Genomic DNA, 26,614 nt, shown 5'->3' with positions numbered 1-26,614 from the left:
TGTGCTCCCAAAGCTTTCGCCGGACCGCCGGACACCGTATAAGCCGGACATGGCGCCGGACACTCCCCAACGACCGGACACTGCCCCAGCGCCGGACATCGCCCGACGCGACGCCCCGGGACGCCGTGCCGAGGCCCCGACGGGCGGCACCGAGGCTCCGGCGCTGCGGCGCGGCTGGACGACGGGCGCCTGCGCCACCGCGGCGACCAAGGCGGCACTGACCGCGCTCCTCACCGGCGATTTTCCCGACCCGGTCGAGATCCGCCTGCCGAAGGGCGAGACGCCAGGCTTCACCCTCGCCCGCCAGTCGCTCGGCAACGGCATGGCGATGGCGACCATCATCAAGGATGCCGGCGACGATCCCGACGTCACGCATCTCGCCGAAATCATCGCGCGGATCCGGTTTGGTAAGCCGGATTCCGGGATCACCTTCCACGCCGGCGAGGGCGTCGGCATGGTGACGCTGGAAGGCCTGCCGATCCCGCCGGGCGAGCCGGCGATCAACCCGGTGCCCCGCGCTCTGATGCGGGCGGTCGTCGAGGAACTCTGCACCGAACACGGCCGCCCCGCTGACGTCGCGATCGAGATTGCGGTCACCAACGGCGCCGCGCTCGCGGAAAAGACCTGGAACCCGCGGCTCGGCATCGTCGGCGGCCTGTCGATCCTCGGCACGACCGGGATCGTCCACCCGTTCTCCTGCTCGGCCTGGATCCACTCCATCCACCGCGGCATCGACGTCGCCCGCGCCGCCGGCCTCGGCCACGTCGTCGGTGCCACCGGCTCGTCCAGCGAGGACGCGGCCCGCGCGCTCTATCCCGGCCTGCCGGAGATCGCCTTCCTCGACATGGGCGATTTCGCCGGCGGGCTCCTGAAATACCTGCGCGTCCATCCGGTGCCGCGCGTCACCATCGCCGGCGGCTTCGCCAAGCTGACAAAACTTGCCGCGGGCGCGCTGGACCTTCACTCCGGCCGCAGCCAGGTCGACTTCGCCTTCCTCAATGCGCTCGTCCAACGGCTCGACCCCGACCACGGCAAAGCCCTCCAGGCCGGCATCCTCAATGCCAACACCGCCAAGGCGGTGCTCGACCTCTGCCGTGCCGCCGGCATCGACCTTGCCGCCGCCGTTGCCACGGCCGCCCTCGCCACCGTCACCGACACGCTGCGCGGCGCCGCGGTGGACGCCGAGGTGATCGTCGTCGACCGCGCGGGCCAGGTGGTCGCGCGTGCCTGACACCATTCTCGTCCTCGGCGGCACGGCGGAATCGCTGAGCCTCGCCGCCCGCATCGCGGCCGAGCGCGGCGCGGACCGACTGATCGTCTCGCTCGCCGGCCGCACCAAGCTGCCGGTCGTGCCCGCCGGCGAACTGCGCATCGGCGGTTTCGGCGGCGCCGAGGGGCTCGCGGCATATCTCGCGGCAGAGCGCGTCACCCGGCTCGTCGACGCGACGCACCCTTTCGCCATCGGCATGTCGCGCAACGCCGAAAAGGCCGCAGGCATCGCTGGCATCGCGCGCCTGGCGCTGGTGCGACCGGAATGGGAGCCGGTTCCCGGCGACCGCTGGACGACGGCCGACTGCCTCGCATCCGCGCGTGACGCCTTGCCCGCGAACGCCCGGCCGCTCCTGGCGCTCGGCCGGCAGCATCTGGCGCCGTTCGCGGCGCGGCCAGACCTCAGCCCCGTGCTGCGCATGGTCGACGCGCCCGCCGACCTGCCGTTTCCCGCCGAGGTGATCGTCGGCAAGCCTTCGCCCGACTGGCGCGCGGAGGCGGACATGCTGCAGCGGTTCGGCATCACCCATGTTGTCTGCCGCAACTCCGGCGGCGCCGCCTCATATGCCAAGGTCGAAGCGGCCCGCAATCTCGGTCTCCCCGTGGTGATGATCCAGCGCGCCGCCGCGCCCGCGCCGCCGCACGCGGCCGACGTCGACGGCGCGATGGCCTGGCTCGCTGGCCTCACGCTAGAAGACACCGGAAATGCCGTCTTCCGCCCGAAAGCTGCTTGGCCGCTCTAAACCTCGGCATCGGACTGTCCATCGACCATGTCAGAACCTCCAGCCGCCGCCGTGGCTTTCCGCTTCGGCCGGAGCACATGCACATGCGCCGCGTCGTAGAGCTTGGAATCGATGAAATCGGTCGCCCCCAGCGCCCGTCCGACGAAGATCAGCGCGGTGCGCGTCAGCTTGGCCGCACGCGCCTGGGCCTGGATCGTCGACAGCGTGCCCTTGATGAACGCCTCGTCCGGCCAGCCGACGCGGTAGGCGATGATCGCCGGGCAGTCCGGGCCGTATTTTTCCAGCGGCTCCAGCTCGCGCTGGATGTGCGGGATGTTGCGGATCGACAGGTGGATGGCGAGCGTCGCGCCGCTCTGGCCGAGCGTCGAAAGCTCCTCGCCGGCCGGCATGGACGAGGACTTCATCGCCGTGCGCGTCAGGATCACCGTCTGGCACACCTCCGGCACGGTCAGCTCGGTCGCCAGCGCCGCGGCAGCCGCGGCAAAGGCCGGCACGCCCGGCGTCACGTCATACGCAATTCCCAGCGCCTTCAGCCGCCGCATCTGCTCGGCGGTGGCGCCGTAGAGCGAGGGATCGCCGGAATGCACGCGCGCGACGTCGAGCCCCTTCCCGTCTGCCGCGACCATCTCGGCGATGATCTCGTCGAGCGTCATGGGCGCGGTATCCAGCACCCGCGCCCCCTCTGGCGCCGCCGCGACGACCGCCTCCGGCACCAGCGAGCCGGCATAAAGGCAGACCGGACAAGCCTCGATCAGCCGCAAGCCCCGCACGGTGATGAGATCCGGCGCGCCAGGCCCGGCGCCGATGAAGTGGACGGTCATGCCAAGGACTTTCGATCGAGCGCGGATGGCGGAGTGATGATCTCCCCCCTCGAGGGGGAGATGGCCGGCAGGCCAGAGGGGGGCGAACTGCCGCTGAGGTCTGAAATGGCCGGGCTGGACGAATGGGCACCTCGGGCACCCCCCTCTGCTTTGCCAGGCATCTTCCCCTCAAGGGGGGAGATCGCAGCGTCGGCGGACGATCGCATCCCCGTCCCCGCCTTCCCGGAATAGCCGCGCGGCGTGAACGCCCAGCGCCGGCCGTCGCCCGTCTCCACCACCCGCGTCTCGGAGGAGCCGACGATGACCACGGTCAGCATGTCGACGTCGTCGATGTCGAGTGCGGCGAGCGGAACGATGCGCACCGTCTCGCCCGCGCGGCCGAGATTGGTCGCGAGGATCACCGGCGTATCGGCCGGCCGGTTTTCGAGCAGGCGCTCGCGGGCGAAGGCGAGCTGGGTGCGACGGCGCTTGGAGACGGGGTTGTAGAAGGCGATGACGAAATCGCCCTCCGCGGCCGCCTGGATCCGACGCTGGATGTCGGCCCAGGGGGTGAGGAGGTCCGACAGCGAGATGGTGCAGAAGTCGTGGCCGAGCGGCGCGCCGGCGCGGGCGGCGGCGGCCTGCAGCGCCGAGATGCCGGGCGACACGGCGATCTCGATGCGGCCGGCGGCCGGGCTGACGCCTTTCGTGTCGAGGAGCTCGAAGACCAGCGTCGCCATCGCGTAGATGCCGGCATCCCCGGAGCAGACGAGCGCGACGGTGCGACCCGCGCCGGCGAGTTCCATCGCGTGGCGCACCCGTTTTTCCTCGGCGCCGAGGTCGAAATCGTGTCGGACCTTGCCCTCGGCCAGCGGCCCGAGGAGGTCAAGATAGAGCGAGTAGCCGACGAGGTCGGTGGAGCTCGCCACCATGCGGCTGACCTCCGGCGAACGCCATTCCGTTCCGCCCGGCCCGATGCCGACGACGTAGAGCGTGCCGCGCGCCTGGCCGCTCGCCGCCATGTCGATAGGAAGCGGCGCCTGCGCGAGGGCGGCGGTGCTGCGTTTTGCCTTGCGCTTGGCGACCAGCAGCCGGCCCTCTGACCCGGCGGCCGCGAGCGCCGCGCCCTCGGCGACGCCGTGACAACCGGTCTCGGCGAAGACGATCTCGGACGGTGTCGCGAGCCGCGGCGCCTCCTCCTCCAGCGTCGCGGCATCGAAGAAGCGCACGGGCACGGCGAAATGCGCGGCGACGGCGTGCACTGCCGCCTCGTCCGCCTTGAGGTCGAGCGAGAACACCCCTGCCAGCGACAACGGCGAGACACCGGCTTCGGCGAGCACCGCCTCGGCCAGCGCGATTACCTCCTCGGCCGGGGCATGGCGCTCGGCGCCGATGCCGAGCGCCAGCGTCGCCGGGCGGTAGAGGAGTTCGAGCGGCAGCGGCGCGCGAGCGGCCTCGGAGATGACGAGCGTGACGGTGCCAGCGGCAGTTCCCGCGCCGGCATCGACCACATCGGCAGCAAACGGCAAGCGCGACGCCTCCAGCCAGGCCGCTTTGCCCTCCAGCCGGGCGCCGGCGCCCGCGACGAGTTCGGCCATGGCGCGCTTGGCGTCGCAGGCGGGGTCGAGGCGGTAGCCTGCCGGTGGCGCGTCGAGCGCGACGCCAAAGCGGAGGTCACCCGCCGTCGTCACGGCGGCCACGCCCCCGAGCGCCGAAGCCAGCGTCCGCGCGAGATCGTTGGCGCCGTGATGGCCGCCGAGCAGCGGCACGACGACCGAGCCGTCCTCGGCGACCGACAGCACCGGCGGCTCGTCCCGCTTGTCGCCGAGGACGGGCGCAAGGAGGCGGATCACCGCGCCGGCCGCCATGACGGTGACGATCGGCCGGCCGGCGGCGAAAAGGCCGCGCAGATGCGCGCCGGCATCGGAAAAGCTGATATCGGCGGAAGTGACCCGGGCCGTCGCGCCGTGGATCTCGCCGCCGAGGGCGGTGCGGATGCGCTCGGCCAGCGGCAGGGCAGCAGCGGAGAGGACGAGGATGGCGGGGGTCACGAAACTCTCCCTGCAGGATTGGCCGAGATCGCCGGCTCGCGGCCGGTATAGCCGAGGATCATCGAGAAATACGGGGCGTCCGCGGGCGCCGCGCCGAGCGGCAGGACCTGTTGCTGCGCCAGCGAGACGCGCTCGAGATACCAGCAGGCCTCCGTCAGCCCGAGGCTGCCGACCAGCGCCCGCACCCGCGGAAAATGCCGGCCGAGCTTCAGGATGGCAAAGCCCTCGGCAGCATCGATCCGCGCCGCGATCTCCGCGTCCGGCAGCGGTCCCGGAATGACCGTCAGCACGTCGTTGCGCGCGGCGAGCGGCCGGCGGAGCGCGGCGGAGGCGGCCATCACCGAGGAGATGCCGGGCACGATCTCGGTCGGATGGCGCGGCGCCAGCCGCTCGAACAGGTACATGAACGAGCCGTAGAAGAATGGATCGCCCTCGCAGAGCACGGCAACGTCCTTCCCCGCGGCGAGTCGCGCACCGATCGCTTCCGCGGCCGCGTCGTAGGTCGCCTGGCCGGGAAAGCGCTCGACCCGCATCGGGATGACGATGGCGATCTCCTCCTGCCCACCGGGGAGATGGCCCTCGACGATCTGCCGCGCGAAGCTCGGCCCGGTGTCGGGTGCGGGATAGGCGATCACCGGGGCGGCGCGGAGGATGCGCAGCGCCTTCAGCGTGATCAGCTCGGGATCGCCGGGGCCGACGCCGAGACCGTAGAGCGTGCCGCTCATGGTGCCCGCGCCGGGGCCGGGTGTGTGCCCCCCGTTCTTCCCGGCTCGCTGTCCGGCAGCGTCGCCTCGCTTGCCTTGACGAGCGCCCAGTGCACCACCGGCATGGCCGGCCGCCAGCCGCGGAACGGCCCGACGGGTTCGGCGCGGTCGACCGAGAGGCGGATCAGCTCGCCGCCGAGCCGGGCGTGCAGGTCGATCAGCAGCCGCTCGGATTCCAGCGTCACGGCATGCGCCACCATCCGCCCGCCGGGCTTCAGCCGCGCGAAGGCCGGCTCGAACACCCCGTCCGACAGCCCGCCGCCGATGAACACCGCATCGGGCGCCCCATCGACGTCAGCGAACACCGCGGGCGCCTTGCCGCCGACGATCTCGATCCCCGGCGCGCCGAGCGACTCGGCATTGCCGGCGATCATCGCCCTTCGCGCCTCCAGCGGCTCGAAGGCGACGGCCCGGGTGCGCCGGGCGGCGCGCATCCATTCCACCGCGATCGACCCGCTGCCGGCACCGACATCCCAGAGCACCGCGCCGGGAAACGGCGCCAGCGCCGACAGCGCCACCGCACGGGCGACGCGCTTGGTCATCTTGCCGTCGTGCTGGAAGGCGTCGTCCGGCAGTCCCGCCACCGTTGGCAGCAATGGCGCGCCGGCCTCGGCGATGCAGTCGATGGCGATGATGTTCAGCGAGGCGACGCCATCCAGCGCAAAACCGTCGGCGCGATCCTGGCGGATGCGCTCGGCGGGGCCGCCCAGATGCTCAAGCACGGTCACCCGGCTCGGCCCATAGCCGCGCGCGCACAGGAGGCCGGCCACCTCGGCCGCCGAGCCGGCATTGTCCGACAGCACCAGCAGCCGGGCGCCGGGCAGGACGTGCCGGTGGAGGCCAGCGAGCGGCAGGCCGTGAATGCTCACCGTCTCCACCGCCTGCAGCGGCCAGCCGAGGCGGGCGGCGGCGAGCTGGAAGGCGGAAGCGGTCGGCAGCACGCGCATCTCGTCGGGGCGATAGACGTCCGCGAGCGTCGCGGCGACGCCAAACCAGAAGGGGTCGCCCGTCGCGAGGATCACCGTCGGCAAGCCCCGCCGCGCGGCGATATCGGCGAGCGTCTCCCGGAAGGGCGAGCGCCAGGCCAGCGTCTCCTGCGGGCCGTCCAGCATCGCGAGATGCCTTGCGCCGCCGATCACCAGCGTCGCGCCGTTCAGCACCGCGCGCGCCTCCGGCGACAGCGTCGCAAGGCCGCCGTCGCCGATGCCGATCACCGTCAGCCACGGCAAGGCGTAGGATGCCAGGGCGTCGCCCTCATGCAGAACGGACGGAACGTGCGGAACAGACATTCCCGTCATGCGACGCCGCCGCCAAGGCCCGCGGCGAGCGCGTTCACGGCCGCGGCCGCCAGCGCGCTGCCGCCGCGCCGGCCGGTCACGGTCACGTAAGGAATGCCGCGGCTGTCGCGGATCAGCTCGGCCTTCGATTCCGCCGCGCCGACGAAGCCGACGGGCAGGCCGAGGATCAGCGCCGGGCGCGGCGCGCCCTCGTCCAGCCGCTCGAGCAGGCGGAACAGCGCCGTCGGCGCATTACCGATCGCCACCACGGCGCCATCGAGGTCCCAGTCCCAGAAGTCGACTTGCGCGGCCGAGCGCGTCGTCGCCTTCTCCTGCGCCAGCGGCAGCACGCCGTCATCGTTAAGCCGGCAAACCACCTTGTTGCGGGCGCTCAGCGTCCGCCGGATGATCCCATGCGCCACCATCTCGGAGTCGCAGAGAATTGCCCGCCCCGCCGCCAGCGCCGCCCGGCCCGCAGCGACCGCGCCCGGCGAGACCACGAGATCGCCCACGAGATCCGTCATCCCGCAGGCATGCACCAGCCGGATCGCGAGGTCATGCGCCTCCTCCGGCACGCCGTCGAGATCGACCTCCGCCCGGATCGCCGCAAAACTCGCCGCATAGATCGCCGCGGGATCCTTGAGGTAGTCCATCAGCCCCGGACCAGAGACTTCGGCCCGAGCGGGTGGTCGGCCTGGGGATAGGGGTGGTGGACGTGGTCATGCCCCGTCGGCCCGTGAGCATGTCCGGCGGCATGGGAATGGTCATGGCCATGCGCGTGATCGTGGCCGTGTGCGTAATCATGCCCGTGATCATGGCTATGGCTGTGCCCGTGTCCGTGCGCATGCGGCTCGGGCGGCGGCGGGGCGGCGGTGGCGGGGTTGGTGCCGATGGCGGCGATGGCGGCGGCGCGGCAGGCGCCGGTGCAGGTCATGTCGCAGAGCGTGCAGTCGGCCGAGGAGCCGACGCCCTCGACGTGGTGGTGGTGGCTCTCCTGCGGCAGGCCGACCTCGGCCTCGAAGCCCAGCACCTGCTCGCGGTACTTGCACATCTGGCAGTTCATGTTGTTGGTGCCCTCGAGGATCTCCCTGAGGCGATCGACGAAGGTCTCGACGACGAGGTCGTGCGCGCCGAGATAGGGCGCCTTGACGAACTCGATGCCGGGATGGCGGGCGGCGACGAGGTCGGTCTGGTCATAGATCCGCCGCACCAGGACGCCGGTGAAGAGGAAATACGGGAAGACAACGATCTTCTTGTAGCCGAGCCGGGCGGCGTGATCGAGGCCCGGCTGCACCAGCGGGAAGGTGACGCCGGAATAGCAGGTCTCGCCCCAGCCAAAGCCGAGCCCTTCCCAGAGCATCCGCATGACCTTGGCGACGTTGGAATTGGCGTCGGGGTCCGAGGCGCCGCGGCCGACGACCATCAGCATGGTGTCGTGCAGCGGCTCGCCGTCGCGCCAGCCGGTGCCGCGCAGCGCCTCGCGGATGCGCTCGCCGGCGGCGCGGATCATCTTCGGGTCGATGCCGAGCTCGCGGCCATAGGTGATGTCGAGGCCGTTCGCCTTGGCATAGGTGTTCAGCACCGAGGGGATGTCGTTCTTGGCGTGGCCCGCGGCAAACAGCATGCCCGGCAGCGCCAGAACCTCTTTCGCGCCCCGCTGGCGCAGCGCGTCCAGCCCCTCGCGGATGATCGGCTTGGCAAATTCAAGATAGCCGTATTCGATTGCCCAGTCGGGCAGGCGCGCGCGCATCTTGGTGGTGAGGCCGGCAAATTCGGTCATCGCGGCGGCATCGCGGCTGCCATGGCCGCACATCATCAGGGCTTTCACACGCGCACTCCTCTCAACGCCGGAGGAGACGCGCGGGGAGCCCCCACGCGAACCGATCCGACAGCTCCGTCCTGGCCCCCTGTTTGGGTCGGCCGCACCGGAATCTCTCTCAGCCCGGGTCTTCCGGGCACCGTCAGGCGCGCCGAGGTAAACAGCACGGCGGTCGGGACGTCAAATCAAGTTGGCTTTGTGAGGAGGGAAGGATACGAACGCGGAAGCCATCCTGGACGCCGAAAAGTCCGCGCTGTCGTCAAACGTCGTCATCCTCGGGACGCCAGTCCCGGGGACCCATGCCGAAATCGTCGAACGAAGTCGGTACGGCAGACATTCGGTCCTTCTGACCCGGACCGGCCGCGATGGCGTCGCGGCATGGGTCCCCGGGGCCATGGCCCCGAGGATGACGACGGAAGCGCGGGCCTCTGAACCGTCAAACCGACCGTGCCACCCCACGCCCCCGGCGCCCCGAAAGCCCCCCGCATGCTCGCCGAAACCTTCGCCCTCCTCGTCTTCGCTGCCTTCATCGCCGGCTTCGTCGATTCGATCGCCGGTGGCGGCGGGCTGATCACCATTCCGACGCTGCTGCTCTCGGGCGTCGATCCGCTGACGGCGCTCGGCACCAACAAGCTGCAGGGCCTGTTCGGCTCCGGCTCGGCGTCGATCTCCTATGCCGCCAAGGGCCATGTCGATTTGAAGAAACTCGCCCCGGCGGCGGTTCTGTCCTTCGCCGGCGCGGTGGTCGGGGGGCTCGCGGCGCTGGTGCTGCCGACCGACGTCCTCGAAACGCTCCTCCCCTACCTCCTCATCGCCATCGCGCTCTACTTCGCCTTCAAGCCCGGCCTGTCGGACAAGGATGCGGAGCGGCGGGTGTCGCCAGCCTTCTTCACCGGCCTGATCGTGCCGATCGTCGGCTTCTATGACGGGCTGTTCGGCCCCGGCACCGGCTCGTTCTTCATGCTCGCCTTCGTCACGCTCGCCGGCTACGGCGTCTTGCGGGCGACGGCGCACACGAAGCTCCTGAACTTCGCCTCCAACCTCGGCGGCTTCGCCGTCTTCGCCTTCTCCGGGGTGATCCTCTGGAAGCTCGGGCTCGCCATGGGCGCCGCACAGTTCCTTGGCGCGCGGATCGGCTCCGGCTTTGCCATGCGCTTCGGCGCAAAACTCATCCGGCCGCTGCTGGTGGTGGTGTGCCTGGCACTGGCCACCAAGCTGCTGCTGTCATGAGCCGGACGCCGCGCCCCGCCACCCTCATGCTGCAAGGCACCGGCTCGGACGTCGGCAAGACCGTGCTCGTCGCCGGCCTCTGCCGGCTGTTCACCCGCCGCGGGCTGGTCGTCCGGCCGTTCAAGCCGCAGAACATGTCGAACAATGCCGCCGTCGCCGTCATCCCCGGCAGCACGGCGAGCAACGACGCTTCGGGTCGCGCTGAATACGGCGAGATCGGCCGAGCGCAATGGCTGCAGGCACTGGCCTGCGGCACCGAACCCACCGTGCACATGAACCCCGTGCTCCTGAAACCGCAATCGGAGACCGGCAGCCAGATCGTCGTGCAGGGCCGCGTCTTCGGCGCGGCGAAGGGGCGCGACTACCAGCGGCTGAAGCCGGCACTGCTGTCGAAGGTGCTGGAGAGTTTCAACCACGTCTGCGAGGGCGCCGACCTCGTCATCGTCGAGGGCGCCGGCTCGCCGGGCGAGATCAACCTGCGCGCCGGCGACATCGCCAATATGGGCTTTGCCACCGCCGCGAACGTGCCCGTGGTGCTCGTCGGCGACATCGACCGCGGCGGCGTCATCGCCTCGCTGGTCGGCACGCACGTGATCCTTCCGCCAGAAGACCGGGCGATGATCCGCGGCTTCCTCATCAACAAGTTCCGCGGCGACGTCTCGCTGTTCGACGACGGCCTTGCCGCCGTCACGCGCTTCACCGGCTGGCCGTCGCTCGGCGTCGTGCCTTGGCTGAAGGCCGCCGCGCGGCTGCCGGCCGAGGATTCCGTCGCGCTGGAGCGCCTGTCCCGCCCGCGCACCGGTGGGCTGTTGGTGGCGGTGCCGGTGCTCGGCCGGATCGCCAATTTCGATGATCTCGACCCCTTGCGGGCCGAGCCGGGCGTCGACCTCGTCTTCGTCCGCCCCGGCGAAAGCCTGCCCGGCGACGCCGCCCTCATCGTCATTCCCGGCTCGAAATCCACCATCGCCGACCTCGCCGCCTTCCGAGCCGCAGGCTGGGACCGCGATCTCGCCGCCCATGCCGCCCGCGGCGGCCGGGTCGTCGGCCTCTGCGGCGGCTACCAAATGCTCGGCCGCACCGTCAGCGACCCCGAAGGGATCGAGGGCCCGGTGCGCGAGGCGGAAGGTCTCGGCCTCCTCGACGTCGCCACGGTGATGGCGCCGGAAAAGACCGTCCGCGCGACATCGGCGACGACCCCCGAGGGCGCGCCGCTCGACGGCTACGAAATCCATCTCGGCCGCACCGATGGACCGGATTGCGCCCGCCCCTCCGCCCTCGTCGATGGCCGCCCGACCGGCGCGACCAGCGCCGACGGCCGGATCACCGGCACCTATCTCCACGGCCTTTTCAGCGCCGACGCCTTCCGCCGCCGCCTCCTCGCCGACCTCGGGCTCGCAGCGGACCTGCGCGATGATCGGCAAGGCGTCGAAGACGCGCTGGACGCGATTGCCGCGGATTTGGAGCGGGTGCTGGACGTCGAAGCGCTGCTGGCGATCGCACGGGGGTAGCCAGCCTCAGCCCTTCGAGGCCTTGAACTTCTCCGCCCAGTCGGGATGCCAACGGCTCAACGGCGGGCGGTTTTCAGCGATGTCGCCGGCGGCCCAGCGGATGCGCTTCTCGTCCATCTCGCGCGTCACCTCGCCATCGGGGCAGAGGATGTAGAAGTCGCCCGCCACGATCCGTTCCAGCGCGAAATCGGCGGTCTGGTCTGCCGTCCAGGCGCCGTCCGGCTTCTCGCTGCGGCCCTTGGCGGTGAGGCCGGTGAAGACGAAGCCGGGGATCAGGAGATGCGCCGACAGCTGGCTGCCCTCGAGGTTGCGGAACTCGTGCTGCAGCGCCTCGGTCAGCACCTTCACGCCGGCCTTCGAGACGTTGTAGGCGGGGTCGCCCGGCGGCGTGGTGATGCCTTGCTTGGAGCCGGTGTTGATGACGAGGCCGGCCTCGCCGCCCGCGATCATCCGCGGCACGAAGACCTGGACGCCGTTGATCACCCCGCCGAGATTGACCGAGAGCACCGCGTCCCAGGCCTCCCTTGTTCCGAGGATGCCGCTGCCCGGCTGGATGCCGGCATTGTTGACAAGAACGTGGACCGCGCCCCAGCGGCCGAACACCATTTCCGCCAGCGCCTCCATCGCCTCGCGGTCGGCGACGTCGCTGGCGGCGGCGATGATCATGTCCGCCTCGCCGCCGGCCAGCCCCTGGAGCTCGGCCATCGCAGCTTTCAGCGCCGCCTCGTCCCGGTCGACGATGCAGACGCGCATGCCGGCGCGGGCGAACCGGCGGGCGAGCGCCAAGCCGATGCCGGCGGCCCCGCCGGTGATGAAGGCGGCATGGCCGGATGAGATCAGGGGATGGGTCATCGAGGGCTCCCGTTGCGTCAGTGCCACGGGAGATAGCCGGAAAGCGGCAAAGGTCGATGGCGCGGGCATAGCGACAGCAGAGCGCCAACGGCCATTGCCCCCGCCCCCCCGGCCGTCTATCCTCCGCCCCGGATGGTCCCGCGGCGCACGTTGCGTTTCGGGCTAAGAGGGAATGCGAAGGATCGACCCAAACAGGGGGTCCGTATCGCAGCCGACCCCGCGACTGTAGAGCGGCGAGGCCTCTCCACCGTCCTGTTCTTGGTGCGCCAAGACAGGATGGAAACGCCACTGGAGCTTTGCTCTGGGAAGGCAGGAGAAGGCCGGTGACCCGTGAGCCAGGAGACCTGCCATCTCATGGAAAAGGCTGCGCCCTCGCGGCCTTCACGGAGGTTGACCTGATGAATTCCACCCAGACGCTCGGCACTGCAATCGACACTGCAGTCGTGCCTTCGACGGCAACAAGGATTGTTGCAGGCCTATTCGCCCTCGGCCTCGGCGCCTTCTTCATCTTCGGCGTGGGCTTTGCCCATTCGCAGACGCTGCACGACACCGCCCACGACACCCGGCACGGCTTCGGCTTTCCTTGCCATTGATGGCGGGCTGACGGAGACGCCGCGGTCGGCCTGACCGCGCCCTCTCCCGAACTTCCCTAAGACGCCCGGACTCCGTGCCGCGCTGCCCTGCAGTGCTGACGGCCCGGCGTTCGCCTCGTGTCGTTTCGACAGGCTCTCTTGGGCTGTCGTCGTGTCGTTCCGTCTATCGGCCCATCCGCGATCCTGCCGTGAGGCAGCGCCGGTGCGGCCGCCGAAAGGCTATCATGATCACGCGTTTTCTCCTCGCCGCGCTCGGCGCCGGCCTTCTCGCCGGACTGCTGATCACCCCTGTCCAGTACGCCCGCATCGTGCCGTTGATCGTTCACGCCGAGACCTTCGAGGGCGAAGGTGGGCACTCCCATGCCGAAACGGCGGCGCCGCACAGCCATGACGCGGCCGCGCCCCACGACCATGCCGCCGTCGCCCCGGCTGACGCGCAGGAGGCGGCTGAGGCGCCGCCGCTGACCGACAGCCGGCTGTTCAACACCGTCCTCGCCAACCTCGTCACCGGCGCGGGCTTCGCGCTGATCCTCGCCGCCGCCAGCCTCATCCTCGACCGCGCGGTCACCGTCCGCAACAGTGCGCTCTGGGGCGCTGCCGGCTTCTGCATCCTCTCGCTGGCGCCAGCGCTCAGCCTTCCGCCGGAACTCCCGGCCATGCCGGCGGCCGATCTCTTCGCCCGGCAGATGTGGTGGCTGGCGACCGTGATCCTCGCCGCCGGCGGCGTCTATGCGCTGGCGCTGCGCGGCGAAATTTGGGCGAAAGCGCTCGGCGGCGTCGCGCTCATCGCGCCGCATCTCTACGGCGCGCCGCGGCCCGCCGCTCTCGAGAGCCCGGTGCCGCCGATGCTGGCGGCCGAGTTCGCCGTCGCCTCGCTCGTCACCGCGGCCGCCTTCTGGCTGATCCTCGCCGCGCTGTCGGGCTACGCCTTCGACCGCCTGCGCGAGGGACGGCCGGCCCGGCACGCGCTGGCATGACCGGCCGCGAGACAGGCGCGGTCGCGCCTCCGCCATCGGGCGCGACACTCTCGCCAGGCACGACACCCGCACCCGGCACGACGCTCGCAGCGGGCGCGACGCTCGTCCTCGGCGGCGCGCGCTCGGGCAAGAGCCGGCTGGCCGAGAGGATGGTGCTGGGGTCGGGGCGGCGGGCGGTCTACCTCGCCACCGGCCGCGCCTTCGACGGCGAGATGGAAACGCGGATCGCCGACCACCGGGAGCGCCGCGGACCGGAATGGTTCTCCGTCGACGTGCCGCTGGAACTGGCGCCCGCCCTCGTCGCACATGCTGCCCAGGATACCGCCGTGCTGGTCGACTGCCTGACGCTCTGGATCACCAACCTGATGCTCGAGGGGCGCAATGTTTCACGTGAATCAGACAACCTCGTCGCCATCCTCGAAGACGGCCTGAAGGGGCCAGTCGTCCTCGTCTCCAACGAGGTCGGCCTCGGCATCGTGCCGGACAATGCGATGGCGCGCGAGTTCCGCGACCATGCCGGCCGCCTGCACCAATCCATCGCCGAAATTGCCGACCGCGTGCTGTTCGTCGCCGCGGGCCTGCCGCTGACCTTGAAGGGATAGACATGTCCAGGACCACCAAGATCCCCGCCACCGTGATCACCGGCTTCCTCGGCGCCGGCAAGACCACGCTGATCCGCAACCTCCTGCAGAATGCCGGCGGCCGGCGCATCGCCCTCATCATCAACGAGTTCGGCGACCTCGGCGTCGACGGCGACATCCTGAAGGGCTGCGGCATCGAGACCTGCCGGGCCGAGGACGTCGTCGAACTGACCAATGGCTGCATCTGCTGCACCGTCGCCGACGACTTCATCCCGACCATGACCAAGCTTCTCGAGCGCGCCGACCGGCTTGACAACATCGTCATCGAGACCTCCGGCCTCGCTTTGCCGCAGCCGCTGGTCGCCGCCTTCAACTGGCCGGAGGTGAAGGCGCGGGTCACCGTCGACGGCGTCGTCACGGTGATCGACGCCGCCGCCGTCGCCGCTGGCCGCTTTGCCGACGACGAGGACGCGATCAAGGCGCAGCGCGCCGCCGACGAAAACCTCGATCACGACAACCCGCTGGAAGAGCTGTTCGAGGACCAGATCCGCGCCGCCGATCTCATCATCCTCAACAAGGCCGACCTCGTCGATGCCGCAACGCTCGAGGAAGTGCGGGCCGAGGTCGCAGCGGTCTGCGGCGAGCGGGCGGTGAAGGCGGTGACGGCCGAGAACGGCATCTTGCCGGCCGACGTGCTGCTCGGTCTCAGCGCCGCCACCGAAGACCAGATCGCCCAGCGCCGCTCGCACCACGAGATCGAGCACGAGGGCGGCGAAATGCACGACCACGACGACTTCGACAGCTTCGTCGCCGAGGCCGGCCCGGTCGCCGATCCCGCGGCTTTCGCCGCGGGCCTCACCGCCGTCATCGCCGCGCACGACATCCTGCGGATCAAGGGGTTCGCCGACGTGCCGGGCAAGCCGATGCGGCTGGTGGTGCAGGCGGTCGGGCGGCGCATCGAGACCTATTACGACCGGCCGTGGCGGCCGGACGAGGCGCGCGCGACGCGGCTGGTGGTGATCGGCCTGCACGACCGGCTGGACGCCGCGGCCGAGGCCGCGATCTCCAGCGAACTCTCCGCCCTCACCGGCTTGCGGGAGACGGCGGCGGCCTGATGCATCTCCTCCTCGCCCAGCGCGGCAGCGTGGCGGAAGCGGGCGAGGCGGTCGATCTCGGCCAGTCGCCCGCGGACGTCGTCGTGCTGTCGTCGGCCGACACGGAGTTGGCAAGCCTTGCTGCGGCCGCTGGATCGCTCGGCGATGCCGCGCCGGGGCTTCGGCTCGCCAACCTCCTGCGGCTGGCGCACCCAATGTCGGTCGATGCCTATGTCCAGCGCACGCTGCGGCACGCGAAGCTCGTGGTGGTCAGGCTGCTCGGCGGCGCGGCCTACTGGCCCTATGGGCTGGAGGCGTTGCTGGAGCTGGCTGAGACGCGGGGCGTGATGCTGTGCGCGCTGCCGGGTGACGACAAGCCAGATCCGAGCCTCGAGCGGTTCTCGACCGTGCCGCCGGAAGCGCGGGCGCGGCTCTGGCGCTGCCTGATCGAGGGCGGGGCGGAGAATGCGCAGAAGTTTCTCTTGGGCTGCGGGGCGGTGCTCGGGCACGGCGACTGGCCGGCCGAGGCGCAGCCATTGCTGAAGGCGGGGGTGCTGGCGCTGCCATCGCCCGCAGGCCCATCGAGGGTCGGCGGGGCTCACCCCCCTCTGCCTGCCGGCATCTCCCCCTCAAGGGGGGAGATCAAGCGCGCTACGGTCGGCGATCATCCGATCTCCCCCCTTGAGGGGGAGATGCCCGGCAGGGCAGAGGGGGGTGTGCCAGCCGCACCCGTGGGGATGCCGCACAACCCATCCCCGCAACTTCCAGCCGACGCACCGCTGACGGAACGGGACGTGGCACCGCCACCCCTCGCCGCCATCGTGTTCTACCGCGCCCTCGTCCAGAGCGGCCAGACCGAGCCGGTCGAGGCGCTGTGCGCGGCAATGCGGCAGGCGGGGCTCGATCCGCTCCCCGTCTACGTCACCAGCCTGAAGGACCCGGTCTCGGTCGAGACCGTCCGCGCCCTCTTCGCCCGCCGGCCGCCCGACGTCGTCGTCAACCTCACCGGCTTTGCCGTCTCCTCGCCGACCGGGCCACGCGTGCCGACGGTGCTGGAGGAAGGCGGCGCCGTGGTGCTGCAGGCGGTGCTGTCGGGCGGTCGCGTCGAGGCCTGGGAGGCATCCGCGCAAGGCCTTTCCGGCCGTGATCTGGCCATGCACGTCGCGCTGCCGGAGGTGGACGGGCGGGTGCTGTCGCGCGCCATCGCCTTCAAGGCGGCGGGCGAATGGGACGCGCGCTGCGAGATCGAGATCGTCGCCCACCGCGCGGTGCCGGACCGGGTCCGCTACGTCGCCGACCTCGCCGCCGCCTGGGCGCGGCTGCGGCGGACGCCCGTTGAAACGCGGCGGATGGCGATCCTCCTCGCCAACTACCCCAACCGCGATGGGCGGCTCGGCAACGGCGTCGGGCTCGACACGCCGGCCGGCACGATCGAGGTGCTCCGGGCGATGCGCGATGCTGGCTACGGTGTCGAGGACATTCCGGCGGACGGCAATGCGCTGATCGAACACTTGATGGCCGGGCCGACAAATGCCGGCATTGTTTCACGTGAAACGCGGGAGACCATGTCGCTCGCTGATTATCATCGGCATTTTAACGCTTTGCCGGCCATCATCCGCGACGCCGTCACGGCGCGCTGGGGGGCGCCGGAGAGCGATCCCTTCGTCGACCCCGCCTTTGGCTTCGCCCTCCCGCTCGCCCGCTTCGGCACGGTGATGGTCGGCGTTCAGCCGGCGCGCGGCTACAACATCGACCCGAAGGAGAGCTACCACTCGCCCGACCTCGTGCCGCCGCACAATTATTTCGCCCTCTACTTCTTCCTCCGGCATTCCTTCGGGATGCATGCGCTTGTTCACATGGGCAAGCACGGCAACCTCGAATGGCTACCCGGCAAGGCGCTGGCGCTGTCTGAAGCCTGCTTCCCCGAGGCGGTGATGGGGCCGGTGCCGCATCTCTATCCCTTCATCGTCAACGATCCCGGCGAGGGCACGCAGGCCAAGCGCCGGACCTCGGCCGTCATCATCGACCACCTGACGCCACCGCTGACCCGGGCCGAGAGCTACGGTCCCTTGCGCGATCTGGAAGCGCTGGTCGACGAGGTCTACCAGGCCGCCGGCAGCGACCCGCGCCGGGTGACGCTGCTGACGGGCGAGATCCTCGACTTGATGCGGGCGACGGGGCTCGATGAGGATGCCGGGATTTCAGTGGACGAGGCGACGGAAACGGCGCTGGAGAAACTCGATGCCCATCTCTGCGACCTCAAGGAGATGCAGATCCGCGACGGGCTGCACGTCTTCGGCGTCGCGCCGGACGGGCGGCTGCTGACGGATCTGGTGGTGGCGCTGGCGCGGGTGCCGCGGGGGATGGGGGCGCGGGACGCGTCGCTGCACCGGGCACTGGCGGTGGATCTGGGGCTCAGCGGCGGCGCTGGGATAGAGGTCGGCGGGATCCATGCGGGGAACGTCGGCGGGGCTCACCCCCCTCTGCCTGCCGGCATCTCCCCCTCAAGGGGGGAGATCGAGCGTGTTGAGGTCGGCGACTATCCGATCTCCCCCCTTGAGGGGGAGATGTCCGGCAGGACAGAGGGGGGTGCCACGGCACTAACGCTGGCCGACCGCCTCCCCGAGCGCGACCTCTCGGCACCGCCTTTCGACCCCCTCGACTGCGACATGGCCGCCCCCTGGACCGGACCGCGTCCACAGCTTCTCCACAGCCTGTCCACCGATCCCTGGCGCACCGCCGGCGACACCGTCGAGCGGCTGGAACTTTTGGCAGCCAGGCTTGTCGCAGGCGAGACGGCAGAGGATATCCACTGGTCGTCCACAGCCCCGGTGCTCGCCGAGATCCGCGAGCGGCTGCAGCCCTCCATCGTCGCCTCCGGCCCGGCCGAACTCGCGGGGCTGCTCGCCGGTCTAGACGGCTGCTTCGTCGCGCCTGGTCCCTCCGGCGCGCCGACGCGCGGGCGGCCGGACGTGCTGCCGACGGGGCGCAACTTCTTCTCCGTCGACACCCGCAGCGTGCCGACGCCAGCGGCCTGGACGCTCGGCCGCAAGTCGGCCGAGCTGCTGGTGCTGCGGCACCTGCAGGACCAGGGCGAATGGCCGACCTCGATCGGCCTCACCGCCTGGGGCACCGCCAACATGCGCACCGGCGGCGACGACATCGCGCAAGCGATGGCGCTGATCGGCGTGAAGCCGCTGTGGGACGTCGGCCGGGTGACCGGCTACGAGATCACCCCGCTCGCCCGCCTCGGCCGGCCGCGGGTCGACGTGACCTTGCGCATTTCCGGCTTCTTCCGCGACGCCTTCCCCGACCAGATCGCGCTGTTCGACCGGGCGATCCGGGCCGTCGGCGCGCTCGACGAGGACGCCGCGGACAACCCGATCGCCGAACGGATGCTGACGGAGGCGGCGGCTCTCGTGGCGGACGGCATCGCGCCGGACGAGGCGGAACGGCGCGCGGGCTTCCGCATCTTCGGGTCCAAACCCGGCGCCTACGGCGCGGGGCTGCAGGCCCTGATGGACGAGAAGGGCTGGACGGACAAAGGCGATCTCGCCGAAGCCTTCCTCGTCTGGGGCGCCTATGCCTACGGGTCCGATGCCGAGGGCGAGGCGCGGCGCGACAGTTTCGAGACGCGGTTGGCGGGCGTCGAGGCCGTCGTGCAGAACCAGGACAACCGCGAGCACGATCTCCTGGACTCCGACGACTACTACCAGTTCGAGGGCGGCATGACGGCGGCGGTGGAAGCTGTCTCCGGCCACCGGCCGAGGGTCTACCACAACGACCATTCCCGCCCCGAGCGCCCGGTGATCCGCACCCTCGAGGAGGAGATCGGCCGGGTTGTCCGGGCGCGCGTGGTCAATCCGAAATGGATCGCCGGCGTCATGCGGCACGGCTACAAGGGCGCGTTCGAGATGGCGGCGACCGTCGACTATCTCTTCGCCTTCGCGGCGACCACCGGGGCGGTGCGCCAGCATCATTTCGAAGCGGTCTACGAAGCCTTCGTGCTGGACGAGGATGTCCGCGCCTTCTTCCTCGACAACAATGCCCCGGCCTTCCGCGAAATGACCGCCAAGCTTGCCGAGGCGATCGAGCGCGGCCTGTGGTCTCCCCGCTCGAATTCGGCGACATTCGACCTCGACCGATTCCACACCGAGAAAGCATGACATGGCCGAGAAGTCCGAAGCGCTCCTGAACATGACCGAGGCCGAGCTGGATGCCCGCCACGCCGACAAGATGAAGAAGAAGAAGGCGGCCCGCGACAAGATCCTCGCCACCAAGACGGTGGAGAAGGGGCTGGTCATCGTCCACACCGGCAAGGGCAAGGGCAAGTCCACCGCCGCTTTTGGCCTTGTCTTCCGCGCCATGGGCAACGGCATGAAGGTCGGCGTCGTGCAGTTCGTGAAGGGCAAGTGGGAAACCGGCGAGCGCAAGATTCTCGACCATTTTCCCGATCTCGTCACCATCACCGCGATGGGCGACGGCTTCACCTGGGAGACCCAGGACCGCCAGCGCGACATCGAGGCCGCGAAGGCCGCCTGGGAGCGCGCGAAGACGCTGATCATGGACGAGGAGCACCAGCTCGTGCTGCTGGACGAGCTCAACATCGTGCTGCGCTACGACTATCTCGACGTCGCCGACATTCTGGCGGTGCTGAGGGAGAAGCCGGCGATGAAGCACGTCGTCATCACTGGGCGGAACGCCAAGGAGGAGCTGATCGAGTTCGCGGATCTGGTGACCGAGATGGAGGCGATCAAGCATCCGTTCCGGGCGGGGGTGAAGGCGCAGCGGGGCATCGAGTTCTAGGGAGCGACGGGCGAGAGAGTCGGGGCGCCGCGATCGCGACTTGGCTGACAACTTGCCGGCAGCTCGCCCCCTCTGGCCTGCCGGCCATCTCCCCCTCGGGTGGGGAGATCGGCTCGTTGTCGCCGGCAGTATTGGTCAGGCGATACGGTATTCGATCGGTTTAAAAGTCCCGCCATTGCTCGCGGGGGCCGAGCAGGCGGTGAGGCCGACGATGAGGTCCATCTCGGCGCGGAAGGTGATGTGGTCGCCGGCCTTGCTGAGGGGCGGAAGCACCTTGAAGGTGCCGGTGGCGCCGTCGACGGGGACGTTCATGAAGCAGTTGAAGGCGACGGGGATGGCGTCGTCCGTGATGCCGTAGGGCGCGAGCGCGGCGGCAAGGTTGCCGTGGCAGCCGCGGTGCGGCGGCTCGTTGTCGTAGCAGAGCCGGAATGTCGCCTCGCTGCAGGGCGTTAGCAGGAAATCGTGCCGGCCGACGGTGTCGGCGATGATCTCGAGCATCACGTTGGAGCGGTTGGAATAGAGCTTGTTGCCGGTGGTGAGGTAGATCCGCTCGGCATAGTCGAGCGTCCGTCCGGACGAGAGCATTTCGCGGATGTCGGCCTTGGCGACGGTCAGAAGATCAGCGACCTGGCCGCCGAGCGGATCGATGACCGTCAGCTGCTGTCCGGCCTTCAGCTCGAACGCCTCCCCGCTCCGGGGCGGGATGGTGTGGGAGTGGGTCGCGCTCATCGGGCATCCTTCCGCTTGGTAGGGGTCAGCGTGGCCACCCCGGCATCGGACCGGCTGAACGGACAGGACCAGCCCTCCGGGACGGCGCGGCCGCTGTACTGCCGGGCTTCCGAGATGGTGCCGTGCCGGGCGAGCATCGGGTTCATGTCGCCCGCGAGCTTGACGTCGCGGTCAAGGATGGCGGTGCGCAGCTTCTCATAGCGGTTCTGCTGGCGCAGCATCTCGAACTGGTCGTGCAGGTTGAACACCATCGTCGGATGCTCGAAGCGGCGCGCCGGACGGCTGGCTTTCGGGTGCAGTCCGACGACGAAGAACGCCTCGCCGCCGAAACTCAGCGAGAAATGCGGATCGTCCGGGTCGTGGCTGACGCGCTCGTCATGCGCCTGCCCGCGCCAGGCATCCTTGTCGGCGAGCGACTGGACGCGTTCCCAGAGCCGCGTCTCGAACGCCTCCTCGGTGAGGTCGGACGGCCCCTCAAATACGACGGCAAAGCTCGTGAACAGCGTCGGCTGCCTGGCGTATTCCCAGGCAAAGCGCATCAGGCGGTCCTGGATCTCCACGTCGTTCCAGGCGCTGTCGATGCTGCGCGCGACGTAGACGGTCATCGTCCCCTTCTGCACCGCAGACTTCGCACCAACGCAGGGAAAGGCTTGGTCGAGGATGAACGCCCTCAGCTTTTCCTCCGTCCGGGGGATCGTCGTCGCGTCGGATTGCATGAGCATGCCGGTCTCCATCAAGGAGTCCGTGAACTCGCCCTTTCCAGCGTTGTTCCGGGCCGGAAGGACCGGCACCTGCGGGTCGATGGGGTGGCTTGGCGGGCAAGACAGGCTGCCAGGATCGGGACACGCCCTCGGCAGCCGGGCGAAAACGCAAGCGGGTCAATGCCTTGATGGCGCAACCGAAAAGTGCGGGCTGGCCCGCATTTGTGGTTCCGGCCATCACCTTCGCATCGACAGCACACCTCTCAGTGCGCTTTCGAACCGACCGAAGACCTTCGGGACGCACGGGAACGGAGAGGGGATGTCCCTCCCCCGCCTCACGTCGCTAGCCTGCAAGTTCGGCATGGCTAGCCTGCAAGTTCCGGCCGATAGCGCGAGGGGTTTCCGCACTGAAACGCGGATCATCTGAATTTAAGGAAAGAGAGCACCGTTCGTGCTCCCTTTCGGGCGGACGAAGCCCTAACCCCTCAGCGCTTGCGCGGGAGACTGCCGGTAGCCGAGCCAGGCCGGGGCCAGCGAGGCCGCGGCGGTGACGGCGAGCAGCACGGCGATGGCGGTGAGGTCGGCGGGACGGAGCTCGACCGGGAGCGGGAAGCCGGTGGTGCGGGCAAGCATGGTCGAGGCCAAGCGCACGCCCAGGATGCCGAGGCCGAAGCCGGCGAGGACGCCGAGGGCGACGATCAGGAAGCTTTCCAGCCAGACGATGGCGAAGACGACGCCCCTCGGCGCCCCGAAAGCGCGAAGGGCGCCGATCTGGCGGCGCCGCTGCAGGACATGGATGGTGACGACGAGGAGGATCGCGGCGGCAACCAGGCCTTGCGCCCCGGCCGCCACCGCCGAAAGGATGAAGCGGGCGTCGCCGAGCGTGCCGTAGAGGCGCGTCAGCACCTCGGCGGGGAAGACCGCCAGCGTCGCATCGCCGCGGTAGTCGGTGCGCAGCTTGTAGGCGTCGGTGATGGTCTTTGGCTTGACGAGGATCGCGGGAAGGCCCGGCGCGTCTCGCCTCGACAGCGCCGCGGGGTCTATCGGGCGGGAGAGATCGGGCGCGGCAGGCGGCTCATCGCCGTCCGCGTGGTCATGCTCGGCCAGAACTGGCTCCGCCGAGACAGGTCCCTCCGAGACGGGGCCGGCCTCCGCATGTCCCGGGGCGGTGTGCGCCTCGCCATGGCCGTGCACGGCCCAGACGGCTTCGATCGGGACCAGCACGGCCTTGTCCCACGGCGTGCCCGTCGGCTTCATCCGGCCGACGACGGTGTAGCTGACCTTGCCGTGGGCGTGGCCGCCCTCGGTGAGGCGGCCGTGCAGCGGGGTGAAGCTGGCGCCGACGGCGAACGGCGCATCGGCGCCGGCGATCGCCTCACCAAGCTGTTGGAAGGAACGCCCCTCTTTGGTTCCGCCGAGGCCGTCGACCAGCGGCTGCGTCGTGCCGACGATCGGCGCATTGCCGGCGAAGTCGCCGAAGCCGACGGGCGCCGCCCAGGCGACGCGCGGGTCGGCGACAAGGCTCGCCAACACGGCGCCGGGCATCAGCGGCAAGGCCGCCGGCTGCAGGAAGACCGAGGAGAGGATCAGCTGCGTTTCGCTGCCGGCCGCGCCGACGACGAGGTCGAAGGCCGCCGCCGCGCGGGCGCTGCCGAGCCTCAGCGCGCGCTCCTGCAGCGTGACGGCGACGCCGAGCGCGGTCGCCAGCGCGATGATGAGGGCGATCGCGAGGACGCCGATCCAGTGCCGCCTAAGATCGGCGAGGACAAAGCGCAACATGGGCTCAAGCCTCGCTGGGAAGGAGCCGGCCGTTTTCCAGCCGGAGATGGCGCGATAGCCGCTCGATAAGGCGCCGGTCGTGCGTCGCCACCAGCAAGGTCGCGCCGATCTCGGCGGCGAGCTCCTGGAGGAGGTCGGCGACCAAGGCGCCGGCCTCTGCGTCGAGGCTGGCGGTCGGCTCGTCGGCGACGATGAGCCCGGGGCGCCCCACCAGCGCCCGGGCGACGGCGACCCGCTGCATCTGCCCGCGCGACAGCGTTTCGACGGACTGGCCAGGGCGCTCTATGCCGACGCGGGCGAGCAGGCGGCCGGCCTCCGATGTGAGGCCGAGAGGCAGGCGCAGCCGCGACAGGCGCTGCGGCAGGAGGACGTTGTCGAGCGCCGAAAGGCCGGGAAACAGGTGGAACTCCTGCATGATGAGCCCGACATTCTGCGCCCGCCAGCGGTCGCGGCCGGTTTCGCTCAAAGTCGCGATGTCGGTGTCGCCCCAGCCGACGCGGCCCGTTCCGGCGCGATCGAGGCCCGTCAGGATGTTGATCAGCGTGGTCTTGCCGGAGCCGGACGGGCCGCGGATGGCGACATGCTCGCCAGCGGGGATGGCGAGGGCGGGGATGGCCAGCGCCGGGCGGTCGAGGCCGGGGAAGCGAACGTCGAGATCGCGGAGAGCCAGCGCCAGCATCAAACCCCGGCGAAGTCGGCGCCGGTGATGCGCAGGAGGCTGACGAAGCCGGTCTCGGGATCGGTCCAGGAGCCGACGTCGAGCTTTCCGGAAACCGCGATCAGGGCATTGGCCTGCTCGAAGGTCTGGGCGCTCTCGAGGTAGACGACGACGATGTTGTCGGGCCAGTCGGCATCGGTCGAGCAGAACGGGCAGATCGACATCGGGATTTGGGTCAGGACGAAGAACTTCGCCTCGGCCTTCAGCGGCGGCGCCATGAAGCCGCGCATGGTGACGGGCTTGCCGGCAAGGCTCTTCACCTTGTCGGAGAAGGAGAGGCCGAGCGGGCTGACCTTGCCGTAGAGTTCCTCGAAGTCGAGGCTCGCCTCGCTGGCCTCGGCGGGAACCAGCGGCACGAGCGCCAGCAAGGCCGATGCGCCGAGCAGACGGCGGCGGGAGATGGACATGACCGGCTCCTCTATCGAAGGCGGGGCCGCCGGCGAACCGGGGCCCCGCGATTGTACCGCAGGCCTTGCGCCTGGCGTTGGAGACTACGGCTTCGCCGGGGCGAGGGCCAGGGCGTCGACGAGGACGCGGTAGACGTCGCTCTCCTCCATGTAGCCCTTGAAGTCTTCCGAGCCTGGGCCGGCCGACTGCAGCACGACGTCGTCGACGGCATGGACGCCGCTGTCGCCATCGCGCGGGATGTTGCCGGTGACGAGCACGGCGCCCGGCACGTCCTTGTAGGCCTCGTTGGCGACGTATTCCTTCTTCTCGTTCTGGATGGCCGGCACGAACGGGCCATCGAGCTTCGGACGGAAGGTCTCGTAGTGGTCAGGGCCGTTATTGGCGGCGAGGAAGAGGCGACGGGAGACGTCGACCTTGTCGGGATAGCCGTCGCCGTTCTCGTCGGTGTAGTTCGGGAAGCCGGCGGCGGCGTAGGTGCCGACCTTCTCGCGCATGTCGGCGCCCGGCTTGTCGTCGTCGACGGTGCCGATGATCGAGACGCCGTGGGTGTGGTCGCCGGTGACGACGATCAGCGTGTCGGGATGGGTCTTCTGGAACTCGCGGGCGACGCCGACTGCCTGGTCGAGCTCGATCGTATCGAACACGGCGCGGTCCCAATCCAGCGGATGCGACATCTTGTCGATGTTGGCGCCTTCCACCATCAGGAAGAAGCCCTCGGGATTCTTCGAGAGTTCGCCGAGCGCCGCCTTGGTCATCTCGACGAGGCCGGGCTGGTCGGGGAACTTGCCGACGGTGCCCTTCTTCAGGAACTCGCGGTCGAGGGTGGAGTCCATGTTGCCGGTGTGGAACAGGCCGAGAATGTGGCCGGTATTGGTACCCGCCGCGGTGGCAAGGCCCGCCTTGTCGGTGGCGAGGGTGTAGCCGGCATCCTGGAACAGCTTGATGTAGTCCTTGTCGTCCTTGCGCTTGGAGCCCGGGGTCTCCTTCGCGAGGAAATAGGCCGAGCCGCCGCCGAGCACGACCTCGGGCTTGACGTCGAGCAGCATGCCGACGATCTCGGCCTTGTCGGCGCGCTTGCGGGTGTGGGCGACGACGGCGGCCGGCGTCGCATCCTCGATCTCGGCCGGCGAGACGATGCCGATCGACTTCTTGGTGGTGCGGCGCAGCGCCTCGGCCAGGGTCTCGACCTTCGGGTCGTCGAAGCTGTCCTTGGTGCGGTCGGCATAGACGCCGATGGCGTTCACGGCGGTCTTGTGACCGGTCATGTAGGCCGACATCGTGTTGGCGCTGTCGGTGTCGACGGCATCGGTCGCCGAGGTGCCGATGAAGGCCATCCGGTCGAGGTCGTCCATGTTCAGGCGGCCGTTCGCCTTGCCCTCGGTCATGCCCTTGGACATGATCCGGGCGGCGGTGCGGTGCGCGACGGACAGGCCGTCGCCGAGGAGGAAGATGACGTTCTTCGCCTTGGCCGTGGCCGGCGTGGCGTAGACGGTCCAGGTCACGGTCTTGGTCTCGTCGCCGGCCTTGGCGATCACGGTGTAGTCACCGGCCTTGGCGATCGACGCGCCGCGGATCAGGACGGCGGAGGCTTCGACGCCCGCTTCCTTCTCGGTGAACGACACGTCCTTGCCAAGGACGCTGGCGGCTGGCTCGCCGTTGATCGTCACGGTGACGTCCTCGGCCTTCAGCGCCATGTCGAACTCGACCTTCATGTCGAAGGGCGCGCCGGCCATCACCGTCGCACGGTCGAGCGGGTAGACGGTCGTGGCGTCGGCAGCGCCGACCAAAGCGGTGGAGGCGGCAAGCAAGGCCAGAAGCGTGCGCATGGCGGGTGTCCCGTTCTTGGTGAGGTCGAACTTCAGCTAGGCCCTTCGCATGTCAGGCGCGTGACACCCCGGACGCGGCAGGTTTCCTC

23 protein-coding genes and 1 riboswitch are annotated in these 26,614 nt (G+C 70.0%); of the genes, 10 read left to right on the top strand and 13 right to left on the bottom strand.

Translation table 11 applies throughout. The features are described 5' to 3' along the window. Positions 1-49 precede the first annotated feature (49 nt). Together ACZLZY_RS03530 and ACZLZY_RS03525 are read left to right on the top strand one after the other, a co-directional pair. Entirely contained in the window at positions 50-1,231 is a 1,182-nt protein-coding gene (locus ACZLZY_RS03530; protein ID WP_472932062.1) for a cobalt-precorrin-5B (C(1))-methyltransferase, read from the top strand. Continuing rightward, positions 1,224-2,012: a cobalt-precorrin-6A reductase gene (locus ACZLZY_RS03525; protein WP_472932061.1), complete on the top strand. Its 789-nt coding sequence runs from the start codon at positions 1,224-1,226 to the stop codon at positions 2,010-2,012. The genes ACZLZY_RS03530 and ACZLZY_RS03525 overlap by 8 nt, the downstream gene beginning before the upstream one ends. On the opposite strand, the gene cobM is transcribed toward ACZLZY_RS03525, so the two are convergent. From cobM to ACZLZY_RS03495, 6 genes are read right to left on the bottom strand one after another with little or no spacing between them, the layout of a single operon-like run. Beyond that, positions 2,009-2,833: a precorrin-4 C(11)-methyltransferase gene (gene cobM / locus ACZLZY_RS03520; RefSeq protein WP_472932060.1), complete on the bottom strand. Its 825-nt coding sequence runs from the start codon at positions 2,831-2,833 to the stop codon at positions 2,009-2,011. The genes ACZLZY_RS03525 and cobM overlap by 4 nt on opposite strands. Then, on the bottom strand, positions 2,830-4,863 hold the full coding sequence (gene cobJ, locus ACZLZY_RS03515; RefSeq protein WP_472932059.1) for a precorrin-3B C(17)-methyltransferase: 2,034 nt from the start codon (positions 4,861-4,863) through the stop codon (positions 2,830-2,832). The genes cobM and cobJ overlap by 4 nt, the downstream gene beginning before the upstream one ends. Continuing rightward, positions 4,860-5,588, bottom strand: a complete 729-nt coding sequence (gene cobI / locus ACZLZY_RS03510) for a precorrin-2 C(20)-methyltransferase (protein WP_472932058.1) — start codon at positions 5,586-5,588, stop codon at positions 4,860-4,862. The genes cobJ and cobI overlap by 4 nt, the downstream gene beginning before the upstream one ends. After that, positions 5,585-6,925, bottom strand: coding sequence for a precorrin-6y C5,15-methyltransferase (decarboxylating) subunit CbiE (gene cbiE / locus ACZLZY_RS03505; protein WP_472932057.1), 1,341 nt, complete (start codon positions 6,923-6,925; stop codon positions 5,585-5,587). The genes cobI and cbiE overlap by 4 nt, the downstream gene beginning before the upstream one ends. Beyond that, positions 6,922-7,560 (bottom strand): precorrin-8X methylmutase, encoded by a 639-nt coding sequence (locus ACZLZY_RS03500; protein WP_472932386.1) that lies wholly within the window; start codon positions 7,558-7,560, stop codon positions 6,922-6,924. The genes cbiE and ACZLZY_RS03500 overlap by 4 nt, the downstream gene beginning before the upstream one ends. Beyond that, positions 7,557-8,720 carry a sirohydrochlorin chelatase gene (locus ACZLZY_RS03495; RefSeq protein WP_472932384.1) on the bottom strand — a complete coding sequence of 388 codons (1,164 nt, stop codon included), beginning with the start codon at positions 8,718-8,720 and terminating at the stop codon, positions 7,557-7,559. The genes ACZLZY_RS03500 and ACZLZY_RS03495 overlap by 4 nt, the downstream gene beginning before the upstream one ends. Positions 8,721-9,209: 489 nt before the next feature. Between ACZLZY_RS03495 and ACZLZY_RS03490 the strand changes: the two genes are divergently transcribed. Further along, positions 9,210-9,953 (top strand): TSUP family transporter, encoded by a 744-nt coding sequence (locus tag ACZLZY_RS03490; RefSeq protein WP_472932056.1) that lies wholly within the window; start codon positions 9,210-9,212, stop codon positions 9,951-9,953. Beyond that, positions 9,950-11,461: a cobyric acid synthase gene (locus tag ACZLZY_RS03485; RefSeq protein WP_472932055.1), complete on the top strand. Its 1,512-nt coding sequence runs from the start codon at positions 9,950-9,952 to the stop codon at positions 11,459-11,461. The genes ACZLZY_RS03490 and ACZLZY_RS03485 overlap by 4 nt, the downstream gene beginning before the upstream one ends. A 6-nt stretch (positions 11,462-11,467) precedes the next feature. Here ACZLZY_RS03485 and ACZLZY_RS03480 read toward each other — a convergent pair whose 3' ends face one another. Then, positions 11,468-12,313 (bottom strand): SDR family NAD(P)-dependent oxidoreductase, encoded by an 846-nt coding sequence (locus ACZLZY_RS03480; protein WP_472932054.1) that lies wholly within the window; start codon positions 12,311-12,313, stop codon positions 11,468-11,470. Between the two features lie 116 nt (positions 12,314-12,429). Then, positions 12,430-12,679: riboswitch (cobalamin riboswitch) on the top strand. A 32-nt stretch (positions 12,680-12,711) separates the two neighbouring features. Between ACZLZY_RS03480 and ACZLZY_RS03475 the strand changes: the two genes are divergently transcribed. From ACZLZY_RS03475 to cobO, 6 genes are all read left to right on the top strand, one after another. Continuing rightward, complete coding sequence (locus tag ACZLZY_RS03475; protein ID WP_472932053.1) at positions 12,712-12,906, top strand: CbtB domain-containing protein; 195 nt, start codon at positions 12,712-12,714, stop codon at positions 12,904-12,906. Between the two features lie 224 nt (positions 12,907-13,130). After that, entirely contained in the window at positions 13,131-13,883 is a 753-nt protein-coding gene (locus ACZLZY_RS03470; RefSeq protein WP_472932052.1) for a CbtA family protein, read from the top strand. Beyond that, entirely contained in the window at positions 13,880-14,485 is a 606-nt protein-coding gene (gene cobU, locus ACZLZY_RS03465) for a bifunctional adenosylcobinamide kinase/adenosylcobinamide-phosphate guanylyltransferase (protein WP_496253519.1), read from the top strand. Before ACZLZY_RS03470 ends, cobU begins: the two co-directional genes overlap by 4 nt. 2 nt (positions 14,486-14,487) lie before the next feature. Then, positions 14,488-15,579: a cobalamin biosynthesis protein CobW gene (cobW, locus tag ACZLZY_RS03460; RefSeq protein WP_472932051.1), complete on the top strand. Its 1,092-nt coding sequence runs from the start codon at positions 14,488-14,490 to the stop codon at positions 15,577-15,579. Beyond that, positions 15,579-19,724: a cobaltochelatase subunit CobN gene (gene cobN / locus ACZLZY_RS03455; protein ID WP_472932050.1), complete on the top strand. Its 4,146-nt coding sequence runs from the start codon at positions 15,579-15,581 to the stop codon at positions 19,722-19,724. Before cobW ends, cobN begins: the two co-directional genes overlap by 1 nt. 1 nt (position 19,725) lies before the next feature. Continuing rightward, positions 19,726-20,364: a cob(I)yrinic acid a,c-diamide adenosyltransferase gene (gene cobO, locus ACZLZY_RS03450; RefSeq protein ID WP_472932049.1), complete on the top strand. Its 639-nt coding sequence runs from the start codon at positions 19,726-19,728 to the stop codon at positions 20,362-20,364. A 135-nt stretch (positions 20,365-20,499) separates the two neighbouring features. Here cobO and ACZLZY_RS03445 read toward each other — a convergent pair whose 3' ends face one another. From ACZLZY_RS03445 to ACZLZY_RS03420, 6 genes are all read right to left on the bottom strand, one after another. Then, entirely contained in the window at positions 20,500-21,093 is a 594-nt protein-coding gene (locus ACZLZY_RS03445; protein ID WP_472932048.1) for a DUF1989 domain-containing protein, read from the bottom strand. After that, entirely contained in the window at positions 21,090-21,815 is a 726-nt protein-coding gene (gene gntA, locus ACZLZY_RS03440; RefSeq protein WP_472932047.1) for a guanitoxin biosynthesis heme-dependent pre-guanitoxin N-hydroxylase GntA, read from the bottom strand. Before gntA ends, ACZLZY_RS03445 begins: the two co-directional genes overlap by 4 nt. Before the next feature lie 456 nt (positions 21,816-22,271). After that, on the bottom strand, positions 22,272-23,573 hold the full coding sequence (locus ACZLZY_RS03435; RefSeq protein WP_472932046.1) for an ABC transporter permease: 1,302 nt from the start codon (positions 23,571-23,573) through the stop codon (positions 22,272-22,274). 4 nt (positions 23,574-23,577) lie between these two features. Then, positions 23,578-24,252: an ABC transporter ATP-binding protein gene (locus ACZLZY_RS03430; protein WP_472932045.1), complete on the bottom strand. Its 675-nt coding sequence runs from the start codon at positions 24,250-24,252 to the stop codon at positions 23,578-23,580. Further along, positions 24,252-24,698, bottom strand: coding sequence for a hypothetical protein (locus ACZLZY_RS03425; protein ID WP_472932044.1), 447 nt, complete (start codon positions 24,696-24,698; stop codon positions 24,252-24,254). Before ACZLZY_RS03425 ends, ACZLZY_RS03430 begins: the two co-directional genes overlap by 1 nt. Positions 24,699-24,782: 84 nt before the next feature. Continuing rightward, on the bottom strand, positions 24,783-26,525 hold the full coding sequence (locus ACZLZY_RS03420; protein ID WP_472932043.1) for an alkaline phosphatase: 1,743 nt from the start codon (positions 26,523-26,525) through the stop codon (positions 24,783-24,785). Between the last annotated feature and the right edge of the window lie 89 nt (positions 26,526-26,614).

It is taken from the genome of Mesocryomonas lacus (assembly GCF_055730135.2).
Note: the sequence above shows the minus strand (reverse complement) of the source record. Positions and strands in the feature narration are given on the sequence as shown.

Bases quoted from the DNA above. Each gene is read 5' to 3' on its own strand.
- ACZLZY_RS03470 (WP_472932052.1), top strand. From the start codon at position 13,131: ATGATCACGCGTTTTCTCCTCGCCGCGCTCGGCGCCGGCCTTCTCGCC.
- ACZLZY_RS03490 (WP_472932056.1), top strand. From the start codon at position 9,210: ATGCTCGCCGAAACCTTCGCCCTCCTCGTCTTCGCTGCCTTCATCGCC.
- ACZLZY_RS03430 (WP_472932045.1), bottom strand. From the start codon at position 24,252: ATGCTGGCGCTGGCTCTCCGCGATCTCGACGTTCGCTTCCCCGGCCTC.
- ACZLZY_RS03480 (WP_472932054.1), bottom strand. From the start codon at position 12,313: ATGACCCATCCCCTGATCTCATCCGGCCATGCCGCCTTCATCACCGGC.
- ACZLZY_RS03475 (WP_472932053.1), top strand. From the start codon at position 12,712: ATGAATTCCACCCAGACGCTCGGCACTGCAATCGACACTGCAGTCGTG.
- cobW (WP_472932051.1), top strand. From the start codon at position 14,488: ATGTCCAGGACCACCAAGATCCCCGCCACCGTGATCACCGGCTTCCTC.
- cobN (WP_472932050.1), top strand. From the start codon at position 15,579: ATGCATCTCCTCCTCGCCCAGCGCGGCAGCGTGGCGGAAGCGGGCGAG.
- ACZLZY_RS03495 (WP_472932384.1), bottom strand. From the start codon at position 8,720: ATGATGTGCGGCCATGGCAGCCGCGATGCCGCCGCGATGACCGAATTT.
- cobM (WP_472932060.1), bottom strand. From the start codon at position 2,833: ATGACCGTCCACTTCATCGGCGCCGGGCCTGGCGCGCCGGATCTCATC.
- gntA (WP_472932047.1), bottom strand. From the start codon at position 21,815: ATGCTCATGCAATCCGACGCGACGACGATCCCCCGGACGGAGGAAAAG.
- ACZLZY_RS03435 (WP_472932046.1), bottom strand. From the start codon at position 23,573: ATGTTGCGCTTTGTCCTCGCCGATCTTAGGCGGCACTGGATCGGCGTC.
- ACZLZY_RS03530 (WP_472932062.1), top strand. From the start codon at position 50: ATGGCGCCGGACACTCCCCAACGACCGGACACTGCCCCAGCGCCGGAC.
- ACZLZY_RS03420 (WP_472932043.1), bottom strand. From the start codon at position 26,525: ATGCGCACGCTTCTGGCCTTGCTTGCCGCCTCCACCGCTTTGGTCGGC.
- cobI (WP_472932058.1), bottom strand. From the start codon at position 5,588: ATGAGCGGCACGCTCTACGGTCTCGGCGTCGGCCCCGGCGATCCCGAG.
- cobO (WP_472932049.1), top strand. From the start codon at position 19,726: ATGGCCGAGAAGTCCGAAGCGCTCCTGAACATGACCGAGGCCGAGCTG.
- ACZLZY_RS03485 (WP_472932055.1), top strand. From the start codon at position 9,950: ATGAGCCGGACGCCGCGCCCCGCCACCCTCATGCTGCAAGGCACCGGC.
- cobU (WP_496253519.1), top strand. From the start codon at position 13,880: ATGACCGGCCGCGAGACAGGCGCGGTCGCGCCTCCGCCATCGGGCGCG.
- ACZLZY_RS03445 (WP_472932048.1), bottom strand. From the start codon at position 21,093: ATGAGCGCGACCCACTCCCACACCATCCCGCCCCGGAGCGGGGAGGCG.
- ACZLZY_RS03425 (WP_472932044.1), bottom strand. From the start codon at position 24,698: ATGTCCATCTCCCGCCGCCGTCTGCTCGGCGCATCGGCCTTGCTGGCG.
- cbiE (WP_472932057.1), bottom strand. From the start codon at position 6,925: ATGACGGGAATGTCTGTTCCGCACGTTCCGTCCGTTCTGCATGAGGGC.